Origin of the sequence: Bacillus arachidis (assembly GCF_030285945.1) — a bacterium.
GTDB classification, from domain to species: domain Bacteria; phylum Bacillota; class Bacilli; order Bacillales; family Bacillaceae_G; genus Bacillus_A; species Bacillus_A arachidis.
In genome coordinates, this window is record NZ_CP127376.1 from 4,151,640 (window position 1) to 4,178,009 (window position 26,370).

25 protein-coding genes and 1 pseudogene are annotated in these 26,370 nt (G+C 37.9%); 3 read left to right on the top strand and 23 right to left on the bottom strand.

The window, feature by feature from the left end:
- Window positions 1-221 precede the first annotated feature (221 nt).
- The 3 genes from QRY57_RS22990 to QRY57_RS23000 form a co-directional block, all read right to left on the bottom strand.
- Entirely contained in the window at window positions 222-1,292 is a 1,071-nt protein-coding gene (locus tag QRY57_RS22990; protein ID WP_286016183.1) for a bifunctional 3-deoxy-7-phosphoheptulonate synthase/chorismate mutase, read from the bottom strand.
- A gap of 292 nt (window positions 1,293-1,584) precedes the next feature.
- Complete coding sequence (ytxJ, locus tag QRY57_RS22995; RefSeq protein ID WP_026593709.1) at window positions 1,585-1,911, bottom strand: bacillithiol system redox-active protein YtxJ; 327 nt, start codon at window positions 1,909-1,911, stop codon at window positions 1,585-1,587.
- A 1-nt stretch (window position 1,912) separates the two neighbouring features.
- Window positions 1,913-2,470 carry a DUF948 domain-containing protein gene (locus tag QRY57_RS23000; RefSeq protein WP_286016184.1) on the bottom strand — a complete coding sequence of 186 codons (558 nt, stop codon included), beginning with the start codon at window positions 2,468-2,470 and terminating at the stop codon, window positions 1,913-1,915.
- Window positions 2,471-2,613: 143 nt separating this feature from the next.
- On the opposite strand from QRY57_RS23000, the gene QRY57_RS23005 reads away from it, so the two are divergent.
- On the top strand, window positions 2,614-3,729 hold the full coding sequence (locus QRY57_RS23005) for an aminopeptidase (RefSeq protein ID WP_026593711.1): 1,116 nt from the start codon (window positions 2,614-2,616) through the stop codon (window positions 3,727-3,729).
- 63 nt (window positions 3,730-3,792) lie between these two features.
- Here QRY57_RS23005 and QRY57_RS23010 read toward each other — a convergent pair whose 3' ends face one another.
- The 13 genes and pseudogenes from QRY57_RS23010 to QRY57_RS23070 all read right to left on the bottom strand — a co-directional run bounded on the left by QRY57_RS23010 (window position 3,793) and on the right by QRY57_RS23070 (window position 17,138).
- A complete protein-coding gene (locus QRY57_RS23010; protein WP_286016185.1) occupies window positions 3,793-4,074 on the bottom strand; it encodes a hypothetical protein in 282 nt (93 codons plus the stop codon).
- 31 nt (window positions 4,075-4,105) lie between these two features.
- Window positions 4,106-4,597: a GNAT family N-acetyltransferase gene (locus QRY57_RS23015; protein ID WP_286016186.1), complete on the bottom strand. Its 492-nt coding sequence runs from the start codon at window positions 4,595-4,597 to the stop codon at window positions 4,106-4,108.
- On the bottom strand, window positions 4,594-5,142 hold the full coding sequence (locus QRY57_RS23020; RefSeq protein ID WP_286016187.1) for a GNAT family N-acetyltransferase: 549 nt from the start codon (window positions 5,140-5,142) through the stop codon (window positions 4,594-4,596). The genes QRY57_RS23015 and QRY57_RS23020 overlap by 4 nt, the downstream gene beginning before the upstream one ends.
- Window positions 5,143-5,261: 119 nt before the next feature.
- Window positions 5,262-6,572 carry a UDP-N-acetylmuramate--L-alanine ligase gene (gene murC / locus QRY57_RS23025; RefSeq protein ID WP_286016188.1) on the bottom strand — a complete coding sequence of 437 codons (1,311 nt, stop codon included), beginning with the start codon at window positions 6,570-6,572 and terminating at the stop codon, window positions 5,262-5,264.
- Between the two features lie 251 nt (window positions 6,573-6,823).
- Window positions 6,824-7,942: a nicotinate phosphoribosyltransferase gene (locus QRY57_RS23030; RefSeq protein WP_026593715.1), complete on the bottom strand. Its 1,119-nt coding sequence runs from the start codon at window positions 7,940-7,942 to the stop codon at window positions 6,824-6,826.
- Window positions 7,943-8,002: 60 nt separating this feature from the next.
- Window positions 8,003-11,410: a DNA translocase FtsK gene (locus tag QRY57_RS23035; RefSeq protein WP_286016189.1), complete on the bottom strand. Its 3,408-nt coding sequence runs from the start codon at window positions 11,408-11,410 to the stop codon at window positions 8,003-8,005.
- A gap of 531 nt (window positions 11,411-11,941) precedes the next feature.
- Window positions 11,942-12,109: pseudogene (locus tag QRY57_RS23040) on the bottom strand (aminoglycoside phosphotransferase); the annotation flags it as partial.
- Between the two features lie 47 nt (window positions 12,110-12,156).
- Window positions 12,157-13,104 (bottom strand): N-acetylmuramoyl-L-alanine amidase, encoded by a 948-nt coding sequence (locus QRY57_RS23045; RefSeq protein ID WP_286016190.1) that lies wholly within the window; start codon window positions 13,102-13,104, stop codon window positions 12,157-12,159.
- Between the two features lie 236 nt (window positions 13,105-13,340).
- The gene (gene ytpR, locus QRY57_RS23050) at window positions 13,341-13,955 is read right to left on the bottom strand and encodes a YtpR family tRNA-binding protein (RefSeq protein WP_286016191.1); all 615 of its coding nucleotides are present in this window, start codon (window positions 13,953-13,955) and stop codon (window positions 13,341-13,343) included.
- On the bottom strand, window positions 13,952-14,764 hold the full coding sequence (locus QRY57_RS23055) for a DUF1444 domain-containing protein (protein ID WP_090687973.1): 813 nt from the start codon (window positions 14,762-14,764) through the stop codon (window positions 13,952-13,954). Before QRY57_RS23055 ends, ytpR begins: the two co-directional genes overlap by 4 nt.
- 79 nt (window positions 14,765-14,843) lie before the next feature.
- On the bottom strand, window positions 14,844-15,158 hold the full coding sequence (locus QRY57_RS23060) for a thioredoxin family protein (protein ID WP_026593720.1): 315 nt from the start codon (window positions 15,156-15,158) through the stop codon (window positions 14,844-14,846).
- 83 nt (window positions 15,159-15,241) lie between these two features.
- Window positions 15,242-15,751, bottom strand: a complete 510-nt coding sequence (locus QRY57_RS23065) for a DUF84 family protein (RefSeq protein ID WP_208017296.1) — start codon at window positions 15,749-15,751, stop codon at window positions 15,242-15,244.
- A gap of 313 nt (window positions 15,752-16,064) precedes the next feature.
- Window positions 16,065-17,138 (bottom strand): M42 family metallopeptidase, encoded by a 1,074-nt coding sequence (locus QRY57_RS23070; protein ID WP_286016192.1) that lies wholly within the window; start codon window positions 17,136-17,138, stop codon window positions 16,065-16,067.
- 142 nt (window positions 17,139-17,280) lie between these two features.
- Between QRY57_RS23070 and QRY57_RS23075 the strand changes: the two genes are divergently transcribed.
- The gene (locus tag QRY57_RS23075; protein WP_026593723.1) at window positions 17,281-17,592 is read left to right on the top strand and encodes a PepSY domain-containing protein; all 312 of its coding nucleotides are present in this window, start codon (window positions 17,281-17,283) and stop codon (window positions 17,590-17,592) included.
- A gap of 157 nt (window positions 17,593-17,749) precedes the next feature.
- On the opposite strand, the gene QRY57_RS23080 is transcribed toward QRY57_RS23075, so the two are convergent.
- The 6 genes from QRY57_RS23080 to trmB all read right to left on the bottom strand — a co-directional run bounded on the left by QRY57_RS23080 (window position 17,750) and on the right by trmB (window position 24,558).
- Entirely contained in the window at window positions 17,750-18,901 is a 1,152-nt protein-coding gene (locus QRY57_RS23080; RefSeq protein WP_286016193.1) for a thiolase family protein, read from the bottom strand.
- Window positions 18,898-19,770, bottom strand: a complete 873-nt coding sequence (locus QRY57_RS23085) for a 3-hydroxyacyl-CoA dehydrogenase family protein (protein WP_286016194.1) — start codon at window positions 19,768-19,770, stop codon at window positions 18,898-18,900. Before QRY57_RS23085 ends, QRY57_RS23080 begins: the two co-directional genes overlap by 4 nt.
- A 154-nt stretch (window positions 19,771-19,924) precedes the next feature.
- A complete protein-coding gene (locus QRY57_RS23090; protein WP_286017922.1) occupies window positions 19,925-21,064 on the bottom strand; it encodes an acyl-CoA dehydrogenase family protein in 1,140 nt (379 codons plus the stop codon).
- Window positions 21,064-22,632, bottom strand: a complete 1,569-nt coding sequence (locus QRY57_RS23095; RefSeq protein ID WP_286016195.1) for a fatty acid--CoA ligase — start codon at window positions 22,630-22,632, stop codon at window positions 21,064-21,066. The genes QRY57_RS23090 and QRY57_RS23095 overlap by 1 nt, the downstream gene beginning before the upstream one ends.
- A gap of 334 nt (window positions 22,633-22,966) precedes the next feature.
- Entirely contained in the window at window positions 22,967-23,830 is an 864-nt protein-coding gene (locus QRY57_RS23100; RefSeq protein WP_286016196.1) for a YtnP family quorum-quenching lactonase, read from the bottom strand.
- A 74-nt stretch (window positions 23,831-23,904) separates the two neighbouring features.
- Window positions 23,905-24,558, bottom strand: a complete 654-nt coding sequence (gene trmB / locus QRY57_RS23105) for a tRNA (guanosine(46)-N7)-methyltransferase TrmB (RefSeq protein WP_026593729.1) — start codon at window positions 24,556-24,558, stop codon at window positions 23,905-23,907.
- Window positions 24,559-24,832: 274 nt separating this feature from the next.
- Between trmB and QRY57_RS23110 the strand changes: the two genes are divergently transcribed.
- The gene (locus QRY57_RS23110; RefSeq protein ID WP_026593730.1) at window positions 24,833-25,111 is read left to right on the top strand and encodes a YtzH-like family protein; all 279 of its coding nucleotides are present in this window, start codon (window positions 24,833-24,835) and stop codon (window positions 25,109-25,111) included.
- 5 nt (window positions 25,112-25,116) lie between these two features.
- Here QRY57_RS23110 and QRY57_RS23115 read toward each other — a convergent pair whose 3' ends face one another.
- Window positions 25,117-25,914 (bottom strand): phosphotransferase family protein, encoded by a 798-nt coding sequence (locus QRY57_RS23115; RefSeq protein ID WP_026593731.1) that lies wholly within the window; start codon window positions 25,912-25,914, stop codon window positions 25,117-25,119.
- Window positions 25,915-26,370: the final 456 nt, after the last annotated feature.

Genomic DNA, 26,370 nt, shown 5'->3' on the forward strand with positions numbered 1-26,370 from the left:
CTTAAATGAAAAAAAGACATCAACTCTATTTGAAGATGTCACTCCCGAGTCCTTTTACTAATGATACGATAAAAATACAGGCTCATACAATATTTTCCCGCAAAAGTTTCGAAAAAATTCGCTTCTTTTCTCCTATTTTCGTATTTTTCATGTAAAAAAGGATATTTCCCGCAAAAAAGTCTATGCAATAAGTGTCGCATAGACCTTATAAGCACTTCTGATTATCTAGCACGAAATGCTTTTAGCTCTTTCATAAACTCATTGAATTCAGGAATATCCATTTGCTGCGCTGAATCTGATAATGCAACAGCTGGGTCTGGGTGGACTTCAGCCATAACCGCATCAGCACCAATTGCCATCGCTGCTTTTGCAGTTGGTAATAAGAGGTCACGTCGCCCTGTAGAGTGTGTTACATCCACTACGACAGGTAAATGTGTTTCTTTCTTCAAAATAGGCACAGCGGAAATATCTAGCGTATTACGTGTTGCCTTTTCATAAGTTCGGATGCCGCGCTCACATAAAATAATCTCTCCGTTACCTTGTGCGATAATATATTCTGCTGCATACATAAACTCTTCAATCGTTGCTGATAAACCACGCTTTAATAATACTGGTTTGTTCACCGATCCTGCCGCTTTAAGTAATTCAAAGTTTTGCATATTACGAGCTCCAATTTGAATCACATCAACATAATCTAATGCCATTTCAATATCATTTGGATTTAAAATTTCACTAATAACCGCTAAATCATATTCATCCGCCACTTGACGTAAAATCTTCAAGCCCTCTAAGCCAAGACCTTGGAAATCATAAGGAGATGTACGAGGCTTGAATGCACCGCCGCGCATTAGCTTTAATCCGTGCTCCTTCATTGCTTCAGCAACTAGGCGCACTTGCTCGTAACTTTCCACCGCACATGGTCCCATAATAAAATGCGGATTGCCATCACCAATTTTTTCACCTTTTATATCAACAATTGTATCTTCTGATTTTTTCTTACGTGAAACAAGAAGCGCTTTACGGTGATCATCTTCTTGTAATTCTAAACCTGTTTGAAAAATTTGTTTGAAAATATGTTGAAGAGTCGATGTTTCAAACGGCCCATCATTCTTCTCAGCGATTAAATCAAGCATATTACGCTCACGTACAGGGTCAAATCGTTTCACACCTTGCACTTCTTTTAATTTACCGACCTCTTGAACAAGACGACCTCTCTCATTTAGTAATTCTAAAATTTGTAGGTTCATTTGATCAATTTGAGAACGTAAAAGATCTAATTCTTGTGATGCCATAAGATAGCCACCTCTTTCAAAGTTGTATATATATGAAATTACCTTATTATCGTAGTTAAGATAATTTATTATATCCGATAGATGTTAGGTTGTCACATGATATACACTACAGGTAAAATCGTTCTCTTTCACTTAAAGAAGATATGCTCCACAACTTTTTTATATGGCTTTTATATAACTTCATTATTGATTCCTAAAGTCGAATTTATCGTTAGATACATCAAGTTTATGATTGCTAATTATAAATCCTAAAAAAAAGAAACAAGCATCTACGCTTGCTTCTTCCTTCTTCCTACTTCACATTCTCTTCTAAAGTTTGCTTCTTAATATTCCAATGGGATGTATGCCATACCGCCATACCATCTTTTATGTATAATACTTGTGGTGACTCATGTTTAACACCAAAATGCTCTGCGATACGATTCGAAACATCTCTTGCATCTTGCACGTATAAATAGTAAGCAGGCGTTTCTTTTTCATCATGACAATATGCCTCAAATTCAGCATACGCTCCTTGGCTAATTGGACAAGTTATACTATGTTTAAAAAGAATATATGGTTCCGCTGTTTCTACTAATGCTTCAAACTCTTCCATTGTTTCGATTTTTGTCATGTCCATGTTATTCACCTCTCATACGAATTGGAAGTCTAGAGCGCTTCTCTTTTTTCTCTTTTTTCTCTACCTTCTCTAACTTCTTCTCTGCTTTTTCTAGTTTTTTTTCTTGTCTAGTAGCTCGAAAATGATTATACACTTCAATCGCTGCGCTACTCCATTGTACAACTTGCGCAACTTTGTCTGCATTATTCTCAATTTCATTTGTTACAGAATCTGATACATTGCGAAGTTTCGTATTTAAAGAATGAATTGTCGTTCCAATTCCATCTACGCCTTCTACTACTTTATTTAACGACTGAGATTTCTGCTGAATATCATCAGCTAACGCGTTCGTCTTATGTAATAATTGCTCCGTCTCTACGCTTATTCCTTGCATTTGCTTTTCTAAGCCTTCTAGTGTACCTGCAACGTTTTCTAATGTCTTCTGAACTGATAGTAGTGTTCTACATACATATACCACTAATATAGCAAAAGCAACTGCGATAATAGCTGCACTTACATATAAAAGAACTTGCATTTCATCACTTCCTTTATATTTTTCATACTTTCTCCTATTATACAATCATTTTCCGTTTCGTTCTAACCCTTACATTTTCATTAGAATTTTCATACTTGTTTGTTAACTGTAACATAAATTATTCAACAAATTCCACTAAGTAGGTTACAATAAGAAAGGATACATAATTAGTAGGGAGGCTTTTACATATGAAAGACCCACGTATTGAAAAGTTAGCGTATAATTTAATTAACTACTCCATTCGCCTACAAAAAGGCGAAAAAGTATTGATTGAAAACTTTGGCTTGCAAAAAGAACTTGTAACTGCACTGGTGAAAGAAGCATATGCAGCTGGTGGTTTCCCATTCGTTTCATTGAAAGACCATCAAGTTGATCGCTCTTTATTAATGGGTGCTACTGAAGAACACTTCGAGCAAATCGCTGCCTATGAAGCAAGCGTAATGAAAGATATGGACGCTTACATCGGCCTTCGCTCTGGTGATAACATTAATGAACAAGCTGACGTTCCAAGTGAACGCATGAAAATCCACGGTCAAACAGTTGGCAAAAAAGTTCATAGAGACATTCGCGTTCCGAAAACTCGCTGGGTCGTTCTTCGCTATCCAAATGCATCTATGGCACAGCTTGCAAAAATGAGCACAGAAGCATTCGAAGACTTCTACTTTGAAGTATGTAACTTAGATTACGGTAAAATGGACAAAGCAATGGATAACCTTGTTGAACTTATGAACAAAACAGATAAAGTTCACCTTGTTGGTCCTGGAACTGACTTAACATTCTCTATTAAAGACATTCCAGCTATTAAATGCTCTGGTCATTTAAATATTCCAGACGGTGAAGTATACTCTGCACCAGTTCGCGATTCTGTTAACGGTACAGTTTCTTACAACACACCGTCACCATATAACGGCTATACATTTGAAAACGTACAGCTTACATTTAAAAATGGACAGATCGTTGAAGCAACTGCAAACGATACAGAACGCATTAACAAAATTTTCGATACAGATGAAGGCGCACGCTACGTTGGTGAATTTGCAATCGGCGTAAACCCATACATCTTACATCCAATGGGCGACATCCTATTCGATGAAAAAATTGATGGTAGCTTCCACTTCACTCCTGGACAAGCTTACGACGATGCATGGAACGGCAACAACTCTAACATCCACTGGGATTTAGTATGTATCCAACGCCCTGAATACGGCGGCGGTGAAATTTACTTCGACGATGTATTAATCCGTAAAGACGGACGCTTCGTTGTATCTGAATTAGAAGCTTTAAATCCTGAGAACTTAAAATAAGTGAAAAAGAGCTCTTCCTTTGACGGGAGAGCTTTTTTCACTTGTTTTGTCGAATAGTCCATGTTATCGATATATTGCGAGAGACGGTCGATATATTAAAAAAAGCGATATTATTTCTCTACTTCCTATCCTTTGCTTCAAATTTGACGAAGATGGTAATAAAACAAAAGTACAACTGCTAAAATGCCTACTGCTATCGACAAATGCAAAGGCCATCCCAATTCGTGCTGATCCCCAGTTTTCTTTGTTTACAATGAGCATTCCAACTGGCCAAGCAACCATAAGAATCAACATTGAACTTACAAAAATCATAATAGGCTTGCTTCTTTGGATCGGGAAGTTCATATTATCACCCCTTTCCTAATTATCTCATTAATTAAAGGGGGTATTTGTAAAATATTTTATCCACTTCAAGTATTGGGAAATTCCTCGGTAACTCTTCCACACTCACACTTTGGAATCCATTTTTTTCGTAGAAGCGATGCGCTGCTAAAAACTGGACTGTTGTTCCTAAATAGATAGTTTCTAAGTTCTTTTCCTTTGCCCAAGAAATTGCTGTTTGTAATAACAAACTTGCTGTCTTCCACATCTTCCCGCGAAATTCTTTCTTCACAAACATTTTTCTTAAAGCTACTTGATTATTTCCAATATCTAATAAAGCTATTGTTCCCACAACTTTCCCTTTATACGTCGCTACCCAAAAATCCCCATTATCGCTTTGATAAAACTTTTCTATTTCTAATAAATCAGGTTGCTCTTCTTTCGTAATTGGCACATTGTACTCTTTTTGCTGAATGTGAACAATGAGACCCACTACTTCACTTTGAAACTTACTCTCATACGGAGTAATACAAATCGAATCGTTCATCGGATTTTCTCCCATTCTGAAGCTAGTAAACTGTATACAGCAATGTCATGAAAATGGTCATACAGCCATTCTTCCTCACGCAGAATGCCGTCTAATTGAAAACCAAGACCTTCTGGAATCGCACGACTTTTTTGATTCTCTACCCCGCAACGTATTTCTATTTTATTCAATTTTAATTCTTCAAACGCATAGCGAAGTACAGCCTTTACACTTCGCGTCATAATCCCTTTTCCTCCTGCATCTTCTGCAAGATAATATCCAAGGCTCGTCGCTTTCTTGCTCCAGGTCACTGGATGAATACCTACCATCCCAACAAGCTTTCCTTTATAACGTATACCGCTCTCAAAACCGTCTCCCTCTGCAAATTTCTTTAGCCACATTGGAAAAATTTCATCATACGCATCAGAAGATTTTGTTCCATCCACCCATGGAAGCCACCTTCTTAAATGATTACGGTTTTCATCAATTAATTGATATAGTTCCTCTTTATGATGTTTTTCTAGTAATTGAAGTTCAATTTCATCATCGACTCGAAGTGTGAACATTTCTCCATCCCCTTTTTTATTTTCTTATTATTCTAACATTTTTCCAAAGAATCTGTTAACCCACATTCGCTATAGAAACAAAAAAAGACGTGCAACCACCGCTGCACGTCTCCTCCTTATTACTTCTCTGCAACTTGCACTTCTTTCACGTAAGCTGCTTCGAATTTTTGGATGTCGCCTGCGCCCATGAAAATAAGAACGCCGTTTTTATGTTTCTTTAATACATCCGTTGTTGTATCTGTAATCAATTCTGCACCATCAATGCGTTGTTGCAGGTCTTGAATCGTTAATTCACCTTTGTTTTCACGTGCTGATCCGAAAATATCACATAAGTATACTTGATCAGCCTTGCTTAGACTTTCTGCGAACTCATCTAAGAACTTTTCTGTACGTGAGAATGTGTGCGGCTGGAATACAGCGACAATTTCACGCTCTGGATGTTTTTGACGAGCCGCTTCAATCGTTGCGTTAATTTCTGTTGGATGGTGCGCATAATCATCAATGATGACTTGTTCTCCCATCGGCTTTTCATTAAAGCGACGTTTTACACCTTCAAAGGTTGTTAATTGATGTTTCACTGCTTCTACATCAACATTTTCATAATGACAAAGCGCAATAACTGCTAATGCATTTAATACGCTGTGATTGCCGTATCCTGTAATTTTGAATGTTTCATAATACGTATTACGAACAAACACATCAAATACAGTGCCATCTGTTCTCTTTTGAATGTTACGAGCTTGGAAATCATTATCTTCACCAAATCCATAGAAAATAACAGGTACTTTCGCTTGAATTTTTTGAAGTTCTTCATCATCACCACATGCAATAATTCCTTTTTTCACTTGAAGCGCCATCTCTTGGAATGCACTAAATACATCATTGATGTCTGTAAAGTAGTCTGGATGGTCAAAATCAATATTTGTCATAATTGCATAGTCTGGATAGTACGACAAGAAATGGCGACGATATTCACATGCCTCAAACACAAAATACTTACTATTTTCTACCCCATGCCCTGTTCCATCTCCAATAAGGTAAGACGTCGGGTATGCACCTTGCATTACATGGGCTAACAAACCAGTTGTTGATGTTTTTCCATGTGCACCTGTTACAGCAACACTTGTATACTTACTCATAAGATCCCCTAAAAAGTGATGGTAACGATGTACTGGAATATTTAATTCTTTCGCTGCTACAATCTCTTCATGCGTATCAGGGAACGCGTTTCCTGCGATAATCACTTGTCCTTCTTTTACATTATTATTATCAAAAGGAAGGATGGAGATACCACGCTTTTCCAAAGCAACTTGTGTAAAGAAACGTTTTTCAAAATCAGAACCCTGAACAGTATGCTTCATATCATGAAGAATTTGTGCTAATGAACTCATTCCTGTTCCTTTAATTCCTACAAAATGGTAAACTGTCATCTTAAAGAACCTCCAACATTTCGAACTAATACAACGGCCTATCTATAAGACAGTATATGAATCTTTTCTTATTTTGGTAATCATCATACATTTTTGATACAGCGGAACTTTCATCAGCTCTCGCCAATCAGGATAAACACGTACGTACTTCTTATATGTCCACAACAAACTTATTATAGCAAAAAACAATCCGTTATACTATGATAACAGAAAAACTGATAGGGTCAATCACCTATCAGTTTTTCTGTTTCTTACATATCTTCTCTTTTTTCTAATTGAACACGTTCTAAACGTGGGTTTGGACGATATTTGCGTCCAGCTTTCGCTTCTGGTTTTCCATTTAATTCCACATTATCACCTGTAAAACCAATGTTCATTTTTAATAAACTGCTCCCTACTCCGTATAGATCCACAGGAACATTTTGCGCTTCAAATTCACGAATACGCTTTTCATCAAATCCACCAGTTACAACAATATCTACATGCTGGAATCCTTCCTCATCGAGCGCTTTACGAAGAGCGAAAACAAGTGATGGATTGACACCACGTGGGTCAAATGTTCCAAGCACTTCTGGATGACGAATGAAATATTGATCAATCATTGTACGTGATGTATCGATGCGTACACCTTTTAATTCTGAACCAAATTCGCGTGCAACGCGAAGCCCATCTGTAATAACATCATTGTTGTAGTCAATCAGTACAACTAAATCATCCTCTGGAAACTTTTTATGATACGCCTTTGCAGCTTCTACAACATCTCCATTAAACATTTGAATTAACGCGTGAGGCATTGTCCCCATTCCACTTTTGCCCCACCATTCATTCATTGCATGCGTTGCTTGTGCGCTCATACCACCAATATACGCAGCATACCCATCACCAGCTTGCTGTGTATAATGATCATCACGGTCTCCCATGAAAATAACAGGTTTTTCTTTTTCACCGCTGCGAGCAGCCTGTACAACATTATATACATTTGTTGCAACAGATGTACGACGAGCTAAAATCCCATCAATTACACCTTCTAAAAACCCGAAATATTCATAAGGCCCTGTAATTGTTAAAACTGTTTCAAATGGATTAATATTGTCACCATCCTTTAAAGAATGAATTTCAAGTTCTTCAGGATGTGTAGCAAACGTTTGTAACAATGCGATTACTTCATCTGTTCCGCAAAGTACCGCATGCTCTTTCTGGAAAAATTGCATTGTTACAATACTTTTTGGGCGAAATTCTTGAATAATATCACGAGTTTTTAAAAAGTAAACGGCAGAAAACCAGCCTTCTCCAACTCGTTCATCAAATTTAAATGTTTTATTTGTTAGTCGATTGATTTCACCTTTTAATTTTAATTCAATTTCTTTCATTTCGTTTACTCCCTACTTTACTATCCAACATTTTCTCTTAGTATACAGCAAAACCACTTCCTATACATTCGTTTCCTGCATCGCAGCAAACTCATCCTCTGAAATAAGAACATCTCTCGGTTTTGTTCCCCTTGCTTCGGAAATAATTCCTTGTGCTTCCATCTCTTCAATAAGACGTGCCGCGCGATTATAACCGATGCGGAATTTTCTCTGTACAGAAGATGTGGACGCTCCCCCTTGTTCTACAACAAACTGACATGCATCAAAAAACAGTTCATCTTCGGCCTCATGTTGCTCTGTTTTCGCCAATAAATCTTCTTGCTTAAATAAATAGTTCGGCTTCATTTGCTTTTTCACATGGTCAACTGTTTTTTCAATTTCATCATCCGATACATATACCCCTTGCACACGAACTGGTTTAGACGTACCGTTTCCTAAAAATAACATATCACCGCGGCCAAGTAATTTTTCCGCGCCCCCAATATCAATAATTGTACGGGAATCTACTTGAGATGATACTGTAAACGCAATACGCGTTGGAATGTTTGATTTAATTAACCCTGTAATAACATCCACAGACGGACGCTGCGTTGCAACTAATAAGTGAATACCACAAGCACGCGCTTTTTGAGCGATACGACAAATCGCTTCCTCAACATCACCAGGTGCAACCATCATTAAATCCGCTAACTCATCAATTACAATGACGATATATGGCAATGTCTCCCCTGGAACTTCTCGCTCACTCACAATTGTATTATAACGAGTTAAATCACGTGCACCAGCATGGGCAAACAATTCATAACGGCGTTCCATTTCTTCTACAGCCCATTTTAACGCCCCTGTAGCTGCTTTTACATCTGTAATAACAGGTGCTACAAGATGTGGAACAGAATTATATGGCGCAAGCTCAACCATTTTCGGATCAATCAACATCAATTTCACTTCATGCGGTTTCGCTTTATATAAAATACTTGTTAAAATCGCGTTAATGCACACACTTTTTCCTGAACCAGTCGCACCAGCAATCAGTCCATGTGGCATCTTCCTAATATCCGTTACAATCGGCGCTCCAGAAATATCAAGTCCAAGTGCAACTGTAAGCGGTGATTCACTCTTCGTGAACACAGGACTTCTCAAGATTTCTCTTAGAAATACTGGCTTACTCTCTTTATTTGGAACCTCAATTCCAATTGCACTTTTCCCTGGAATCGGCGCTTCAATTCGAATATCTTTTGCTGCTAAACTTAACTTAATATCATCGCTTAAGTTTGTAATTTTATTTACTTTCACACCTGGGTCTGGTTGTACTTCAAAGCGAGTTACAGCCGGTCCTTGTGAAACATTGATAACCTGAGCCCCAACATGGAAATTATTAAACGTCGTATCCAATAATTCTTTCTGTTCGTCTAACCATTCTGTATTATCCAATGTTGCTTGAGTTGGAATCGTCAACAAGGTTAATGGTGGCATTGTATATTCAGGCGGTGTTTGCAGCACATTACGCATATCATTTTCTCTTTTAGCTACAACATATGCTTTTTCTTGTACTCCTGCATTTACAACAGGTACCTTCACTTCCGGTTGCTGAACTGGCTTCTCTGTTACTTGCGGTTCCGCTACAACCTGCTGCATTGCTCTCTCTTCTACTTGCGTTCCCGCTACAACTTGCTGCGTTGGTCTCTCTTCTACTTCCGGTTCCACTACAACTTGCTGCACTGGTCTCTCTTCCATTTGCGGTTCCGCTGCAACTTGCTGCATTGCTCTCTCTTCCGCTTGCGGTTCCACTACAACTTGCTGCATTGCTCTCTCTTCTACTTCCGGTTCCACTACAACTTGCTGCGTCGGTCTCTCTTCCATTTGCGGTTCCGCTACAACTTGCTGCGTTGGTCTCTCTTCCATTTGCGGTTCCGCTACAACCTGCTGCGTTGGTCTCTCTTCTACTTCCGGTTCTGCTACAACTTGCTGCATTAGTTGTTCTTTTCTTTGTGATGCTTCTTCTACTTGTTGTACAGGAGTCTGCGGTGTTTTCATTCCTGCCACCTGTCTCTCCATCAACTTTCTTCTATCTTGTTTTAACATCACAACATTAAACGGCACATGACGCTTTTTCTCACGTTTTGGCTCTACTGTTTTCTCAACGGGCTTTTCTACAGTCACTTCTTGCTTTTCTTCTGCTTCTTCAATTAATACATTTGCAAAGCTTTGAACAGCTTCCTTCGTGTGATCGTCTGCTGCTAAAGATGTTTCAAAAATATCATTTTCTACTTTAGAATCAATCTTCTGTGGTTCTGCTGGTTCTTCAACTACTACTTGAGCAGTTGCTTCTGCTATGTCAGCTTCTTCCGCTGCTTTAACTTCCAGTGCTGGTTCTTCTTCTTCCTCTTCTTCTACTTCAGCCGCTGGTTCTTCTTCTTCAATAACACATTCTGTTAAAACAGTGTTCTCTACTAGCTGTTCTTCTGTTTCTTTCTTATATTCAATCTCTTCCATTGACGTTGTATTGATGTTCTTGACAATAGAGTCTTGTAATTGATTTTGTAGAGATTCTTCATTTTCTCCGATATCATCTTGTGATAACACCACTACATCTGGCTCTTGTCCAACTACCTGTCCGTTATGAAGAGCATGTTCTTCCTTCTTGTTATCCTGTCCAACTGCTTTATGTAACAAGCCATCCGTTGCAAATGGACGAGAGTCTGGAGAAACATCCGTCTTTTCTTTCTCCTCTACCGCAGTAAATGAACGTTCAGAATCATAACCATTTTTCTCTAGCCACTGATCAACAACGGATTTTTCTTCTTTTTTACTTTCTTGTTGTCGATCATCATCAAAGCTTTGCTCTCGTTCCTTTGAAGGAATAAAAGATTCGTCTGATAAATTCGCCAGTGAGTATCCTTTTTTCTCTAGCCATGCATCGACGACCAATTTTCCTTCAACCGATATTTCAAGATCTTCCTGCCTTTTTTCTTCCGTCTTCACCTCTTCTTTCTCTATAGACGGACGTTTATATCCAAAGATCGGTGAAATCATCTCTGTTGGGCGAAATGGTCTTCGATTGCTTTCTTGTGTTGGCACAGATTTTTTTGGTATGAAAGGCTTTGGCTCAATTTCTTGTTCAACTTGTTGAGGGGCAAATGTATGGATTGGTTCTTCTACATATCTCGGCCCGCGCCTCTCCACGTTTATTACTCTCGGCAGTGGCTGCTCTTCAACATATGCTGATTCTTCAACATGTGTTGCTTCTTCCACATTCTCCTCATCAAATCCATCATCAGGCACTAACGGAAATCGACATTTCACACCTGAATTTCGACTAGCCATTTGCGCTTCTCTTGCTTCAGTGTAGTGGTTTACACGAGGACGTTTCGACTTACTTTCAGTGTTCTTCGGTACTTCTTTATTCACCGCTGTTTTTTCTTCTTGATGTTCCTCTTTGTTAAACAGCTTTTTCATCCAATCTAACATGCTTACCACTCTTTCTACTAAATAGTAACATCCTTTATTGTATCAGCATTCAGCAAAAAGTGCAGGTAAAATTACGCCCTTGCCTTTTGTCCATCATATTCCAATTTTCAGTAAGTACAATATAAAGTGATACTTTAATCAGTGAGGATTTTCTTCATCCCAGACCTATCCTCCTTGTTTCTCTTTGAGTCCTGAGGCAGAGGTCTTGCTGCTCTTTAATGCAGGATAAAAGAAGATCTACACTCATTTTCTCCTTTTGTTTTCACTCGGCATGGAGCAAAACAAGGTACTGATCTCTTCTAAACAAAAAGAAATGTTTTCACCTATATTTATATATAAGTAGTTCAGTTATTGTGGAGAAAATCTAAAATAACGAGCTACATAACATATTCATTCACAGGTTAATTGGCGTAGTAAATAACACGCAAAAAAAGCTCAAAGTCCCTATATGACTCTGAGCTTTACTTTTGTATACGACTTATTTCATTAAATCCACTCTTTTCCATGTTCACGAATGAATTTAATATCATTTTAATAATGTTCAAGGTGCCCTTCATCTATCATCTTTTGAAAATTTATATCGCCTTCTTTTGCTTTTCTTTTCATGTATTTACATACCCCTTCTAATCGTAGCAATACCATCTCCAAATACTCTTCTTCCATATCCTCACCGTAGGATTCAAAAAACAATTTAACTCTTTATTTTATACAGTTTCTCTATGTTATCTGAACTGCTTAATATATACCTAAACTTTACTCTTCCGATATTCTTCTATACTCTCCGTTACACTTTGCAGTAAAGCTTCTAAATATTGCTTATCTGATAGTTTTTGATCTTCTTCAGGATTCGACATAAACCCTAGCTCAAGTAAAACTCCTGGAACCTTTGACCAGTTGAAACCAGAAAGATCATCACGAAACTTAATCCCATTTACTTTCACCTGACTATTTTCTTTCATTTTCTCCACGATAATCTGAGAAACTTGTAAGCTTTCTGCATAAATATCTTTTGTATATTGATTTCCTTCGGCTGGCGTCAACACAGCAAAACCCTTTTGTGCCTGGTTTTCAGATCCATCTGCATGAAGGCGTAAAAATACATTTGCTTGATGCTCATTCGCGAATGTAGCTCGCTCTTTGTTACTTATATCAACATCATGTGTTGTTCTTGTCATAAGTACTTGCATGCCTTTTGCTTCAAGCTTCTCTTTTAATATAAAAGCAGCTTCAAGTGTAAGAACGGATTCTCTCTTTTTCGTCACAACACCTGTCGTTCCATCAGTCACTTTATATTTTTTCTCAGTTGCACCTGGACCAATTGGTTCTAAATTTAAATTTGCTTTCTCTTGATGCCCTGGATCAATCACAATAAGAAACTTTCCTTGTTTTTTCTCAGCATCTGTTTTTGCTTCAGTTTGTTCAGCTGGCGGCAATTGTTCTTTACTTTGCTCCACAGGTGGCTCTTGTTCAACTTTTTTCTCTCGGTCTCCATTTTGTCCCACCGGTAATTCTGTTTCTGCTTTCTTCTCTTTTTCCTTAGGTTGCTTCTCTATTGGTGCTTCTTTCTTTTGTTCTACAACTTTTTTATTCTCTTCTTGTACAGGAGATGATGTTTTCTGTTCTTGTTCCTTCGAGCATGCGCTCATATATATTCCAAGTAATATAACTGCACACATCATTTTTATATATTTCATCGTTTCTCTCCCATCTATTTTGTGCATACTCTACAAATTTTTCAACATAAAGCCCCAGAAGTTCTTTCACTTTTGGATGTTGTTTCATATATTCTTATCTTCTATTTTTTTCTAAATTTTAACTAATTTGTTTTTGAAATACAACATGGATTTTTAGGAAAAGCGTTACAATATAAGAATATTTAAGCCAAAAAAAATAGCCTCATTTTATAATGAGGCCACTTTTTCTATATCAATTAAAATTTAAACTCTTGTCCAACTTCATAGCTATCTTCTAGTACAAGAATCCCTTTTTCCTGAGGAGCATCTGGAAGCTCTAATTCACGTGCAGAGCAAATCATTCCAGAAGATGGAACACCGCGAAGCTCGGCTGGTTTAATTAACATACCACTTGGCATTACAGCGCCGATTTTTGCAACAACAACTTTTTGTCCCGCATCAACGTTTGGTGCACCACATACGATTTGTAATGTATCTGTACCGATTTCTACCTTACAAATGTTTAATTTATCTGCATTTGGATGTTTTTCTTTTTCAGCTACATAGCCAACAACAAATTTTGGCGTAAGGTCTGCTTCTACTTTTTCTTCAAAGCCGTTTTTCGCTAAAATGTCATTGATTTTTTCTACAAGCTCAGTTGTTAAAGTAATGTTCCCAGTTTCTTTTACTTCTACATAAGAAGACGCATTAAAGATGTTAAATCCTCCTGTTACGTTGCTTTCACGATCATAAACGCGAGCAACATCTCCTTTGCGGTCAAATGTACGGTTTTCTAATGTAATATCTTGTAAGGAAACGATTAATGTGTCGCCAATTCCTTCAAGGTTATAAAAAACGTTCACTATATTCATCCTTTCTCTTTTCCATTTGTCTTCTTCCGATTCTTCGCTAAAATAAAGATTGGTTCAAAGTTGCCATCTTCATATACGAATGAAAGTGATGTGATCGGAACATGACCTTCGGCAAAAAACTTCATTGTCATTTGTGCAATAATATCATAACCGATTTCGTTGACGATATCAGCAACAATTAATACATCTTGATGCGGAACAGCCACCACCATATCACCTGAAATCTTCTCGCGCATCGATTGTAATAGCGATTCATTTAAAATACGACTCGCATCATAGCCATCATTTGTGTTTAAAAAATAAAATGTATTCCCAGCCACTTCATCTTGTTTAAATGTATAGCTTAATGAGCGGACATTAAACAATGCCATTTCACGTACTTGCTGCTCAGTAAGTCCTAGCTTTTGTAATAAACGCTCATCAATTAATCGATATGTTTTATTAGAGTCTAATGCATAATAAATGCGCGTTTCTGCTGTATGATCTGTCATGATAAAGGGATTGCCTTCTTCCGCTTGTTTCTGGAAAGATGTAGAGCGAATTACCGGCAGAATTTTTGCTGTGCTACTTTCTTCTTTATGCATCGCAACTAATGCCTCTTGTACGTAATAGACGACATCTTCAATCGCTACTTCTTTTTTGACTTCCCATTTTGCTACAACTCCTGGAAGCGATACATTAATTCCCTTCTTCGTATCCTTTTGTTCAATCCGAAGCACATCTTTTTCGCTATCATAATGAAAGTCCCATTCTGGACGAGCTAGCCTGTTCATTAGTGCTTCTTTCATTTTTTTGCTTGTCATTTTCATCTCGTTTGCCTCCCTTCCAAAAAAACAACCTCCCCCGCGAAGGTAGAGGTTGTTTTTACAATTTAATTGGCTGATCGCCTTATTTTAAACCTTCAATAAACGCTTCGATTTGTTCTTGTGTTTTACGATCTTTGTTTACATAGCGCCCAGTTTCTTCTCCTTTATTGTACGCTACAAAGCTCGGAATGCCAAATACGTCTAATTTTACACATAGATCAATAAATTCATCACGATCTACATAGTAGAATGAGAAATCGCTATATTTCTCTTCTACTTCTGGCATAAATGGGTCAACAAAACGGCAATCTGGACACCATTCTGCTGAGAACATAAATATAACGTTCCCTTCATTTTTTAGTTCTTGGAATTGCTCCATGCTTTCTAATGATTTCATCTATATTTCCTCCTCTAACGAAGTGTATCTTTTCATGTGTAATCTTTCTTTTATACTACCATACATCACGTATGCTGCAAGATTTATGCTTGTTTTTCGTCATACTTATATTGCCCGACTAACAGCTTTACAACATGGACAAATAATCCTGTACGATCCACATAATGATCTGTGAAGATTCCAATTGCCCCTTCATGACTGCGGATGTCTTTTCGGTTTACAAATTCCTCCATAACTTCACTTAGCTCTTTCCCACTTTCAAGAGGAGCAACAAAATCATCTGGCAACTTAATACGTGCCCCGCCTGCTACAAATATTTTACCTGTACTTGTTGCTAAAGCGCCCCAGTTACACATAAACAAGCCATGCTCTGTTTTCATGACACCGCCCTCTAGACCGATACCGATGTCAGCTTGCTCTTTCTCCAGTGCTCGCTTTGCTCTATTGATTGCCCCTTGCATCGTTTCCTCATCAGAAAACGGTTGTGCCGCTACTCCTGAAGAAGCAGAAATGGCTGTAATGTTCGCCTCTTTCCATACTTCTTTTACGGCACCTACTTTTGTTTGGTTTTTCGATCCAACTGCTACTTTCATATTCTTCACCTCTATATAAATCAGCGCTACAAAAAACAAAAGGTAATTAACATTCTTGTTCTTTCTTTGATTTTAACTCTGTATGTAGGAAAAAGGATGACTTTATCTCCGTTCTTCATGATATATCCTCTTCATTTTCACAACATATAATTTACGACTATGAAAACGAAAGAAGTCCCATCTCGTTTCCTCTTTTTAGATTCACATGCCCTGAGACTAAGCCGCTACTATGCATGAACGGACGCTCTCTTCCACCTAAAAAAAGGGGTTTTATATTTATACGAAAAGAAAAGGCCAAAACTGGCCCTTTCTTTTAAGCGTTATTTTTAATTGTTTCTAATGTTGTTTTATCCGTTGCTTTCACAAGTTTCGTAATCAATTCTTTCGCTGCAGCATAATCATCAACATGTAAAATAGAAGCATGTGTATGAATATAACGAGCGCAAACACCAATTACTGCTGACGGAATACCAGAGTTACTCGTATGTACCCGACCCGCATCTGTACCACCTTGTGAAACAAAATATTGGTACGGGATGTTATGTGTTTCTGCTGTATCTAAAATAAATTCACGCATTCCTCTATGTGTTACCATTGTACGATCATAAATACGAAGAAGCGCCCCTTTTCCTAATTGACCGAACTGCGTTTTATCTCCAGATGCATCATTTGCTGGACTTGCATCAAGCGCATAGAAAATATCTGGCTGAATCATGTTTGCAGCCGTTTGTGCCCCGCGAAGACCAACTTCCTCTTGTACAGTTGCACCAGAATATAATGTATTTGGCAGAGTTTCATCTTTTAATTCTTTTAATAATTCAATCGCAAGGCCACAGCCGTAACGGTTGTCCCAAGCTTTCGCCATAATTTTCTTTTCATTTGCCATTGGTGTAAATGGGCAAATTGGAACGATTTGTTGTCCTGGTTTCACACCAATTTCAAGTGCTTGCTCGTAACTATCTGCACCAATATCAATTAACATATTTTTTATATCCATCGGTTTTGCACGTTGCGCATCACTTAATAAATGAGGGGGGATAGATCCAACAACCCCAATAACCGGGCCATTCTTCGTCATAATTTGTACACGCTGTGCTAATAGTACCTGACTCCACCAACCGCCTAGCGTTTGAAAACGAATCATTCCGTTTTTCGTAATTTGCGTAACCATAAAGCCGACTTCATCCATATGACCAGCTACAAGTACGCGCGGACCATTTTCATTCCCTTTTTTAAGACCGAACACGCTACCTAAACCATCTTGAACAATTTCATCTGCATATTTACTTAGTTCTTGTTTCATAAAGCGGCGTACATCATGTTCAAATCCTGATGTACCTTGTAGTTCTGTTAACGTACGAAATAATTCTAATGTCTCTTTATTCACGAAGTTCCCTTCTTTCAAACCTTAGTAGAATTCCTCTTTTATTGTAACGAAATTTTCGAAATGTTTCTAGTTTCTTCTTTTTTAGTTAAAATTGCATTATAATTATCATCGATACACTATTTTATAGAATTGAGGTGAATATATGAACTGGAAAGGTTTACTAGCTGGGGTTGGCATTGGTTTTGCAGCTGGTTATCTTGTTGCAAACAAAGTTCAAGAACAATCCCATATTTCTTCAGAAAAAGCATTAAAAATGGTGAAACAAGCACTCAGTCATAAAGGCGAAATTACTGGCTCTTGGGTACATATGGTTCCAGAGACGTTTGAAAAATATGATGTCGCATACGAAGTATATCGCGGCGGTCTTACAACAATTTTAAATGATATACAAGAACGATTTGAATTTTTAGTAGATGCAAAAACAGGTACTGTTTTAGAAGTAACAGCGGCGTAAAGGAACTCGGCTAATCCGAAGAGACAGTATTAAATAAAGCGAAACTTTGATTAGTAGAGGTTTTCCATATCATTTGATGATTAGTACGCCTCACCCATCGGGGTATTTACAGACAGTAGAAGGATAACAGCGTGCAGATGAATTTCTGCACGCCTTTTCACATTCTTTCAATTATCGTCGCTGTTGACATCCCATGTCCAATGCAAATTGTCAGCAGACCGTACCTTCCCTGCCTCCGCTCCAATTCATGCAGAAGAGAAGTCATTAATTTTGCACCCGTTGCCCCAAGTGGATGACCTAGTGCAATCGCACCACCATTAACATTTACCTTTTGTAAATCTGCTTCTATCTCCTTTTGCCATGCTAAAACAACCGATGCAAATGCTTCATTAATCTCTATAACATCTATATCCTGAATTGTTAAATTGGATTTTTGCAATACTTTTTTCGTTGCAGGGATAACGCCGTCAAGCATTGTCGTTGGATCAGAACCAACAACTACTTGATTCACAATACGAGCACGTGCTTTACAACCTAGTTCTTTCGCCTTTTCACTATCCATCAGCAAAATTGCTGCAGCACCGTCGCTAATTTGGCTTGCATTCCCTGCTGTAACCACTCCATTTTCTTTAAACACTGTTTTTAAATTTGCTAATGCTTCATACGAAGTATCTCTTCTTGGTCCTTCATCACTTTCAACTAATATTTCGTTGCCTTCTTTATCTATCCCACTCAGTGGTACGATTTCTCGCTGAAAGCGTCTAGATTCAATCGCTTGAATGGCTCGTCTATGACTTTCTAGCGCGTAAGTATCTAACTGTTCACGGGTAATTCCATATTTTTCGGCAATCATCTCAGCAGATACGCCTTGATGTACAATTTGATACTTTTCATGAAGACTACTTGGGATGGTTCGCTCATTTCCATCAGTTAAAATAGGAACTTTTGTCATATGTTCAACACCAGCTGCAATCGTAATGTCCATATCGCCTGATTTAATTTCTTGCGCCGCAAAGTGAATAGCCTGTTGTCCAGAACCACAAAGCCGATTAATCGTTACTGCTGGAACTGTTATAGGAAAACCTGCTTCAAGTGCTGAAAGTCTTCCAATATTAAATGCTTGCTCGTTAATTGGCGTTACACACCCCATAACAATATCTTCTATGAGACCTTTTTCTATATTCCCCCGTTTTGTTACTGCATCCAGCGCAACTGCCGCAAGCTGTACTGGGTGTAACTCACGAAACGCACCATTTCTTTTCCCAACTGGCGTACGTACAGCTTCAACAATAACAACGTCTCGCTTCATATTTTCTCCCCCACCTTCCCTTTTGAATAATCATAAAAACCTTTCCCAGTCTTCCTTCCAAGATGCCCCGCCTCTACAAGTTTCACAAGTGTTTGTGGCGCTCTAAACCTCTCACCAAATGCTTCTATTAGCCCTTCGCTCGCAAATAACAGCGTATCGAGTCCTATATAATCCGCTAATTCAAATGGCCCCATTGGATAGTTCAAACCAAGCTTAATCGCCTTATCAATGTCTTCTTTACTTGTAATTCCCTCTTCATACATACGCATGCACTCTAACATATGAATAGCAATTGCCCGCGTGGTCACAAATCCTTGCGTATCTTTTATAACAACTGTTTCTTTCCCTATTTCTTCTGAGATTGCTCTTACTGCTTGTATCGTACTTTCCCCCGTAACTACTCCTCGTACAATTTCAATGAGCTTCATAACAGGAGCGGGATTAAACCAATGCATCCCTACTACTTTCTCTGGACGACTTGTCACACTTGCAATCGCAGTTACACTTAACTCAGATGTATTCGTTGCTAGAATAGTAGATTGTGATGTATACGAATCTAGTTTTTGAAAAATCTCCTTCTTTAACTGTAATATTTCTGGTACTGCTTCAATAACAAGTTCTACATTCTGGCAAGCTTCTTCCAATATAACTGTAGGAGTAATATGAGTTAGAATGTGTTTTTTCTCTTCCTCAGTCATACGCCCTGCATGCACGAAACGACTCAGGCTTTTGTTGATCGTTTCATAAGCCTTTTGTAGATTTTCTTCTGATACATCATACATTTTCACATCTTTACCGCCCATTGCTAACGCTTGGGTAATTCCACTTCCCATAATTCCTACACCAATTACCGCGATATTTTGAATCATTATTTTCCCCCTTTAATCATTTTCTTTTTGTTTCCACAGCATACATTCCAACAACAAGACAATATGTTTTGAAATAGTGTTGAATATTAGCAAACAATGCATATGGGCCTGGTAAAGTAGTGAGAAAAATCAGCACCTGTTATTCCTTTCAACATCATAAGCCCATACCTTTCGCAATTATATTTTTCATAATCTCATTCGTTCCAGCATAAATCGCGCTTACTGGAATATCACGATAACGCCGCGCAATCTCGTATTCTTCCATATATCCGTATCCACCGTGTAGTTGCATGCACTCTGCTGACACTTTTTTTGCGAGATCTGTTAACCACCACTTTGCCATCGATACTTTCGTTACGATGTCCTCACCATTCATATGACCTATAATACAGTCATCTACAAATGTTCTACCAATTTCAATTTCCGTATACATTTCTGCTAATCGAAATTGTACCGCTTGAAAATCACTTATACTTTTCCCAAACGCTTTTCGCTCTTGGACATATTTTTTCGTTATATGTAACATTACTTCCGCTGCTGTTTTCGCGGCGATTGCAACGATGAGACGTTCTTGCTGCAACTTTTCCATAAGATAATAAAAACCTTTTCCTTCTTCCCCTAACAAATTCAAAACAGGGACTTTTACATCTTCAAAAATAAGTTCTGCTGTATCTTGACTATGTAAGCCAACCTTTTTAAGCTGTTTCCCTCTCTTAAATCCCTCCATTCCTCTTTCTAAAACGAGTAAACTCATACCTTTATGAGCAGCGTTGATATCTGTCTTACAAACAACGATAACTAAATCTGCATGAATACCATTTGTAATAAATGTTTTTTCACCATTTACGACATAATAATCCCCTTCTTTCCTTGCCGTTGTTCGAATACTCGCCAAGTCCGAACCTGCTCCTGGCTCCGTCATTGCAATTGCAGTTATATATTCACCGCTTACGCATTTTGGTAACCAGCGCTTCTGCTGTTCTTCCGTTCCATACTGCGTGAAATATGGAACAACAATGTCATTGTGCAAACCAATTCCGATTAGACTCGATCCAACCTTTTCAAGTTCCTCGTTGACGATAACCGAATACCCAAAATCAGCACCAGCTCCACCATACCGCTCATCTACCATTGGACAAAGAAAACCTTTACTCCCCATACTCGTCCAGAAAGAACGAGGAATTATCCCCTCTTTTTCCCATTCGTTGTAGTATGGATATGCTTCCTTCTTTAAAAATTTTTGAAAAGCATCACGAAAAATGTGATGCTCTTCCTGTAAATACTTATGCTTCATCATATCCTCTCCTTGGATTCCACTTCTGTCACTTGGCTACGTAAAATAAATTTTTGAATTTTACCGCTCGCATTTCTGGGCAGTTGTTCAACAAATATATAGCGACGTGGACGTTTATAATCAGCAAGCTTATCACTTGATTTACAGTACTCATCTAATATCTCTTCAGTAAGAGACTGCTCTTTTGAAACGATGTATGCTAGAACACTTTCTCCCCAAAGCCCATCTTTCTCGCCAAGCACCGCAACATCTAAAATGCTTTCATGCGTATACAAAAAGTCCTCGACTTCACGCGGATAAATATTTTCTCCGCCACTAACAACCATATCGTCAACACGATCTGCAACATACAAATAACCATCTGTATCTACATAACCTAAATCACCTGAATGGTACCATCCTTTATAGAGCGCTTTTGCTGTCGCCTCTTCATTGTTGTAATACCCTTTCATCAAACAGGAACCTCGTACAATAATTTCTCCAATTTCATACGGTGGTAATATATCATCTGGCTCAGATGGCCCTTCTTCATTTGGACGAACAACGCGAATTTCATGATTATAGGCAGCTTTTCCTGCAGAACCTACTTTAGTAATCTGCTCATTTTCTCGTAAAAAAGTAATTGCAGGCCCCATTTCTGTCATACCATAAGCTTGTACTAATGAAACATTCAATTTTTCATCACATGCTTTTACAAGTGCCGGTGCCATTGAAGCTGCTCCATATAAACCGTACCGAAGAGATGATAAATCATACTGCATTAAGTCTTCCTGCAACATCATATTCCACATTGTAGGTGCTGCAAACATAACAGTAATCTTTTCTTTTTCAATCGTTTCAAGAACATTCTTGGCATCGAAATGGTGCAGAATAATATTTGTACCACCGCTATGCACCCTTGGCACGAAACAACAATGCAGCTCCGCACAATGAAACATCGGTGCTGTTACAAGACCACGACTATTCTCGGTGTAATGTAAATAAGCAATTCCCATCAAACTGTGGTCAATAATTTCTCGATGACGGTGAAGTACACCCTTCGGATAACCGGTTGTTCCACTTGTATACATAATAGAACAAATATCATCTTCTTTTACTTCTACTGCTTCAAATTCCGGTAACGCATTGGATAGTTTCTCTTCATAGGAAATAGAAAACGATGGACGATTTTGATCAATGTACCAGAACTGAATATGAGGGAATTGCTTATGAATGCTTTGTACTTGAGAGGATAATTGTTTTTCAAAAAGTACGATTTTTGGAGAAGCATCTTCTAATATATAAATGAGTTCCTGTGGTTTTAGTCTAAAATTAATTGGGTTAAATACGGCGCCAATTTTCGCACAAGCGAAACATGTGGTTGCTAGTTCACTACTATTAAAGAGAAATGTCGAAACGCGGTCACCTTTTTGTATACCACTTTTTTGGAGTGCATGAGCTAGCTTATTTACCTGTTCATTCCATTCTGTATACGTCCAGCGAATATTTTTTTGCGGTTCAACAATTGCTTCTTGATTCGGATACTTTCCAGTAGTCAGTTCAAGTAATTTTCCAATCGTTATATACAATATATTTCCCCCTTTCAAATAAAACGCTTCTCATATAGAGCATGTAGCAATGTAGTAACTCGGAGATATTATATCAATTTTCAGAATATTTTAAAAGTAATTCTTTCGATAACGCGGAACTTTAATCAGTGGGGGGATTTTTCATCTCCCACTGATTATTAGCCCGCCCTATCTATCTTTTTTGCTCTATCTGAATGTTGAGATAAGGGCCTTACTTCTCTTGAATAGCAGGACAAATTCTTACAACAAAGTATTTTGTAATTGAAAGAGAACATAAGCAGTTTCACTTTTTTAGTAGAAAGGCAGTCACCTCCACTTCACGCTTCTATCCTTCTTACACTTCACTTGATACTTTTTCCTCTATTCGTTCTACCTTCTCAATCATAATCCCTTCCTCATCCCACTTCACAGCGCGATAATATGCATCATGATAAAAGGTGAACCACGCTTTCTTTTCTGCGCCATACTTCATCCATTTTTGCTTATGTTCAATTGAAGTCATTGGATAATCATCATATGCCATCACCCATAATACGTTTTGATGAGCATGTGTTGGCAGTAGATCAGCTAAATGAAGCATTGTTTCTCCCTGACTTTCGAGAACAATAACAGCATGTCCATCACTATGCCCACCTGTGTGCACCATGCTTACTTCATCTGTAATTTGCGTTTCCTCTTTAAAAGTAACAACTTGCTCTACAATCGGCTCCCAATTTTCTTTCCAATATGTATTACGAGAGCGAATATTAGGATTTCTCATTTCATTCCATTCTGTCTCTGACACATACACTTTTGCATTTGGAAACGTCGGAACAAGTTCATCACTTTCCCATTTTGTTAATCCTGATGCATGATCAAAGTGAAGATGTGTCATTAGTACGTAATCAATATCTTCGGCTGTTAGACCGAGCTCCGCTAGAGAATGTTCAACTGACGATTCTTCTGTTACACCTTGATTCCGCTTCATTTTTTCAGTCATTTTATTATTTCCAATTCCTGAATCAATGAGCATATTTCCTTCTTTCGTTTGTACAAGCAACGGATCTGTCCTTAAATAAATATGATTTGTATCATTATATTTATATTTACGTGACCATAAGACTTTTGGTACAACACCAAACATTGCACCTCCGTCTAAGTGGGTATTCCCACCACGTAGCCATGTCACTTTGATTTCTCCAATTTGTAAACATTCCATTTCTATTCCCCCTTTTTTCCTTTTTAATTTTAACACAAAATTCAGAATGTTTCTTACAACAAAAAACCTGTGCATTATTGCACAGGTTCCGTACGATATTTCGCTTCAACACGATAAATACGGTGTCCTTTATTAGAAAATTTCTCTTCATATTCGGTCATAATATTTCCTTCAAAGTCACTGTTATGAAGGTCCAGGCTCAAGAACGTTAACAACATACCATACTCAGCCATGCTCATAAGCGAGTATTCAAATAGACCTTGGTTATCTGTTTTAAAATGAATTTCCCCGCCCGTTACTAGCACTTCTTCATAATTACGTAAAAACGTTTTATACGTTAAACGACGCTTCTCGTGACGATTTTTTGGCCATGGATCTGAGAAGTTTAAATATACACGGTCAATTTCGCCTTCTGCAAAGAAAATTGTTAAATCTTCAGCATCTTTATTAATTAATTTTAAATTTGGTACTTCTTCTTCAATTAACTTATCAAGCGCATCTACGATAACACTTGTGAATTTTTCAATCCCAATATAGTTAATATGTGGATTTGCTTTTGCCATCTCATAAACGAAACGACCGCGACCTGTTCCTACTTCAATATGGATTGGATGGTCATTTCCAAATACCTCTTTCCAATTGCCACAACGCTCCTCTGGGTTTCCAATTACAAACTGTGAATACTCATTAATTTGATCCATTGCATATGGTTTATGTCTTAAACGCATAGATGTCTTCCTCTCTTTACTAGACTATTTGTAGAAGGTTCCTTCCTTCTTTCTTTTTTAATTATTCTATCAAACAAAAAACCAAGTACGTACGAGCACTCGGTCCGTTTCTTTCAAGTATAAGGTGTTCCATTTTGATACAAACTACAAAGAGCATAGAACGAAACTTTCCTGCTGAAACGTTTCGTTAGCCAATGATTAGCTACTCCTTGGCGAAATAGAAAATTTCTCTTACTTGTTCAAATTGAACAACAATCGAAAGGATGATCCAATCGTGCCGATTAATCAACAACATCAATTAGAAATTTTAAAAGATATTCTAGTCAATCACCAAAGTGATTGCTGTGGAACGGTTTCTGAATGCGAACAATTAGAACGGCTCATTCAATCATTGCTTGCAAACGATAATGTGAACAGCGACGTAAAAGCGATGCTAAATGATGTATATTACTATAGTCAATCGGGTAAATATTCTCCTGATTTAGACAACCATATTTCTAGTAATCAAGAACAACTTACGCAATGGATTTCTGGAATGGACAATTTTTCTTAAAGTATTTACTCTGAAGCAAGTAGTTGCTGTAAATATTGATGCCAATATTCAGCTTCTGCTTGCTGCTTTTTTGTTGTATGCCATTGAACAGATAAAATAGTTTGTGCCACTACATACCACTTCATACGATGAACCAATGATTCATTCATTTCAATTCCATAATACGCTAACCATTCGTCCCATTCGTGACGCGGAACATACCAATATAATAACATGCCAAGATCGAGAGCAGGATCCGCAATAAGCGCTCCATCCCAATCAATTAAAAATAATTCATCTTCGTCCGATAATAACCAATTGTTATGATTAACGTCACAGTGGCACACAACAAACTCATCATATTCAACATCTTTCAATGTAGCTTTTAAATATCGAAGTCCTGTCTGAATCGTTTCATCCGTTCTTAAGTCTCCTCTTAAAACAAAATACAATTGCTCGAATAACTCCTGCGCATGCAGGGGCTGTTTTCCAAGCCTTTGTATCATCTGCACAAGTGCTTTAGACGAATGTATTTTTTTTAAAAGCTTCGCAACACGCTCAAGTTTCATATCCTCTGGCTCTAGCTTTTGTCCTGGAAGCCATTTTTGAGCTGAAATTACATCACCGTTCGTCACTCTTCTTGTCCAAAGTAATTTTGGAACAATTCCTTCTGCCGACAATACCGCTAAAAAAGGCGATGTATTCCGCTTTAAAAATAGCTTTTGTTGTCCATTTTGCGCAATATATGCATCGCCCGTTGCCCCACCAGCGGGTATAAGACTCCACTCTTCTCCTAATAATTGTTCCAACCATTCCATATTCATTACCCGTTAACAAATCCTTATCTTTTATAGTCATAAAATGAAAAACCGCAACACCTTTTGAACATGTTGTGGATTCATATGAAAACTCCCGCTACCTAGATCCTTTGAATCTTGAAGCGATGATTTCTCGTGCACCTACACTAACAGATGGTTAACACAAGTGGAGTTAATTGCCTGATGGCACAACCCCTCTATTCCACTGGCAAATGCCCCCTGGAACTACTTTTTTAATATTTTATATAAAGACAGTTACTAGCAATTCATCTTCATCCACCAAAACTATACTACGCATATTCCTTAAGGATGGAGTTTTCCTGCTTTTTTTGATAAAAGAAAACTTGGTATGGGCCAAGAAATCAAGACAAACTAACCGTCTATTCTTTTATATTTTACAAAACCAATAATACAATGACAACTTATCAAAATCGTCACCTTTGTCAATTCTACATTTATTAT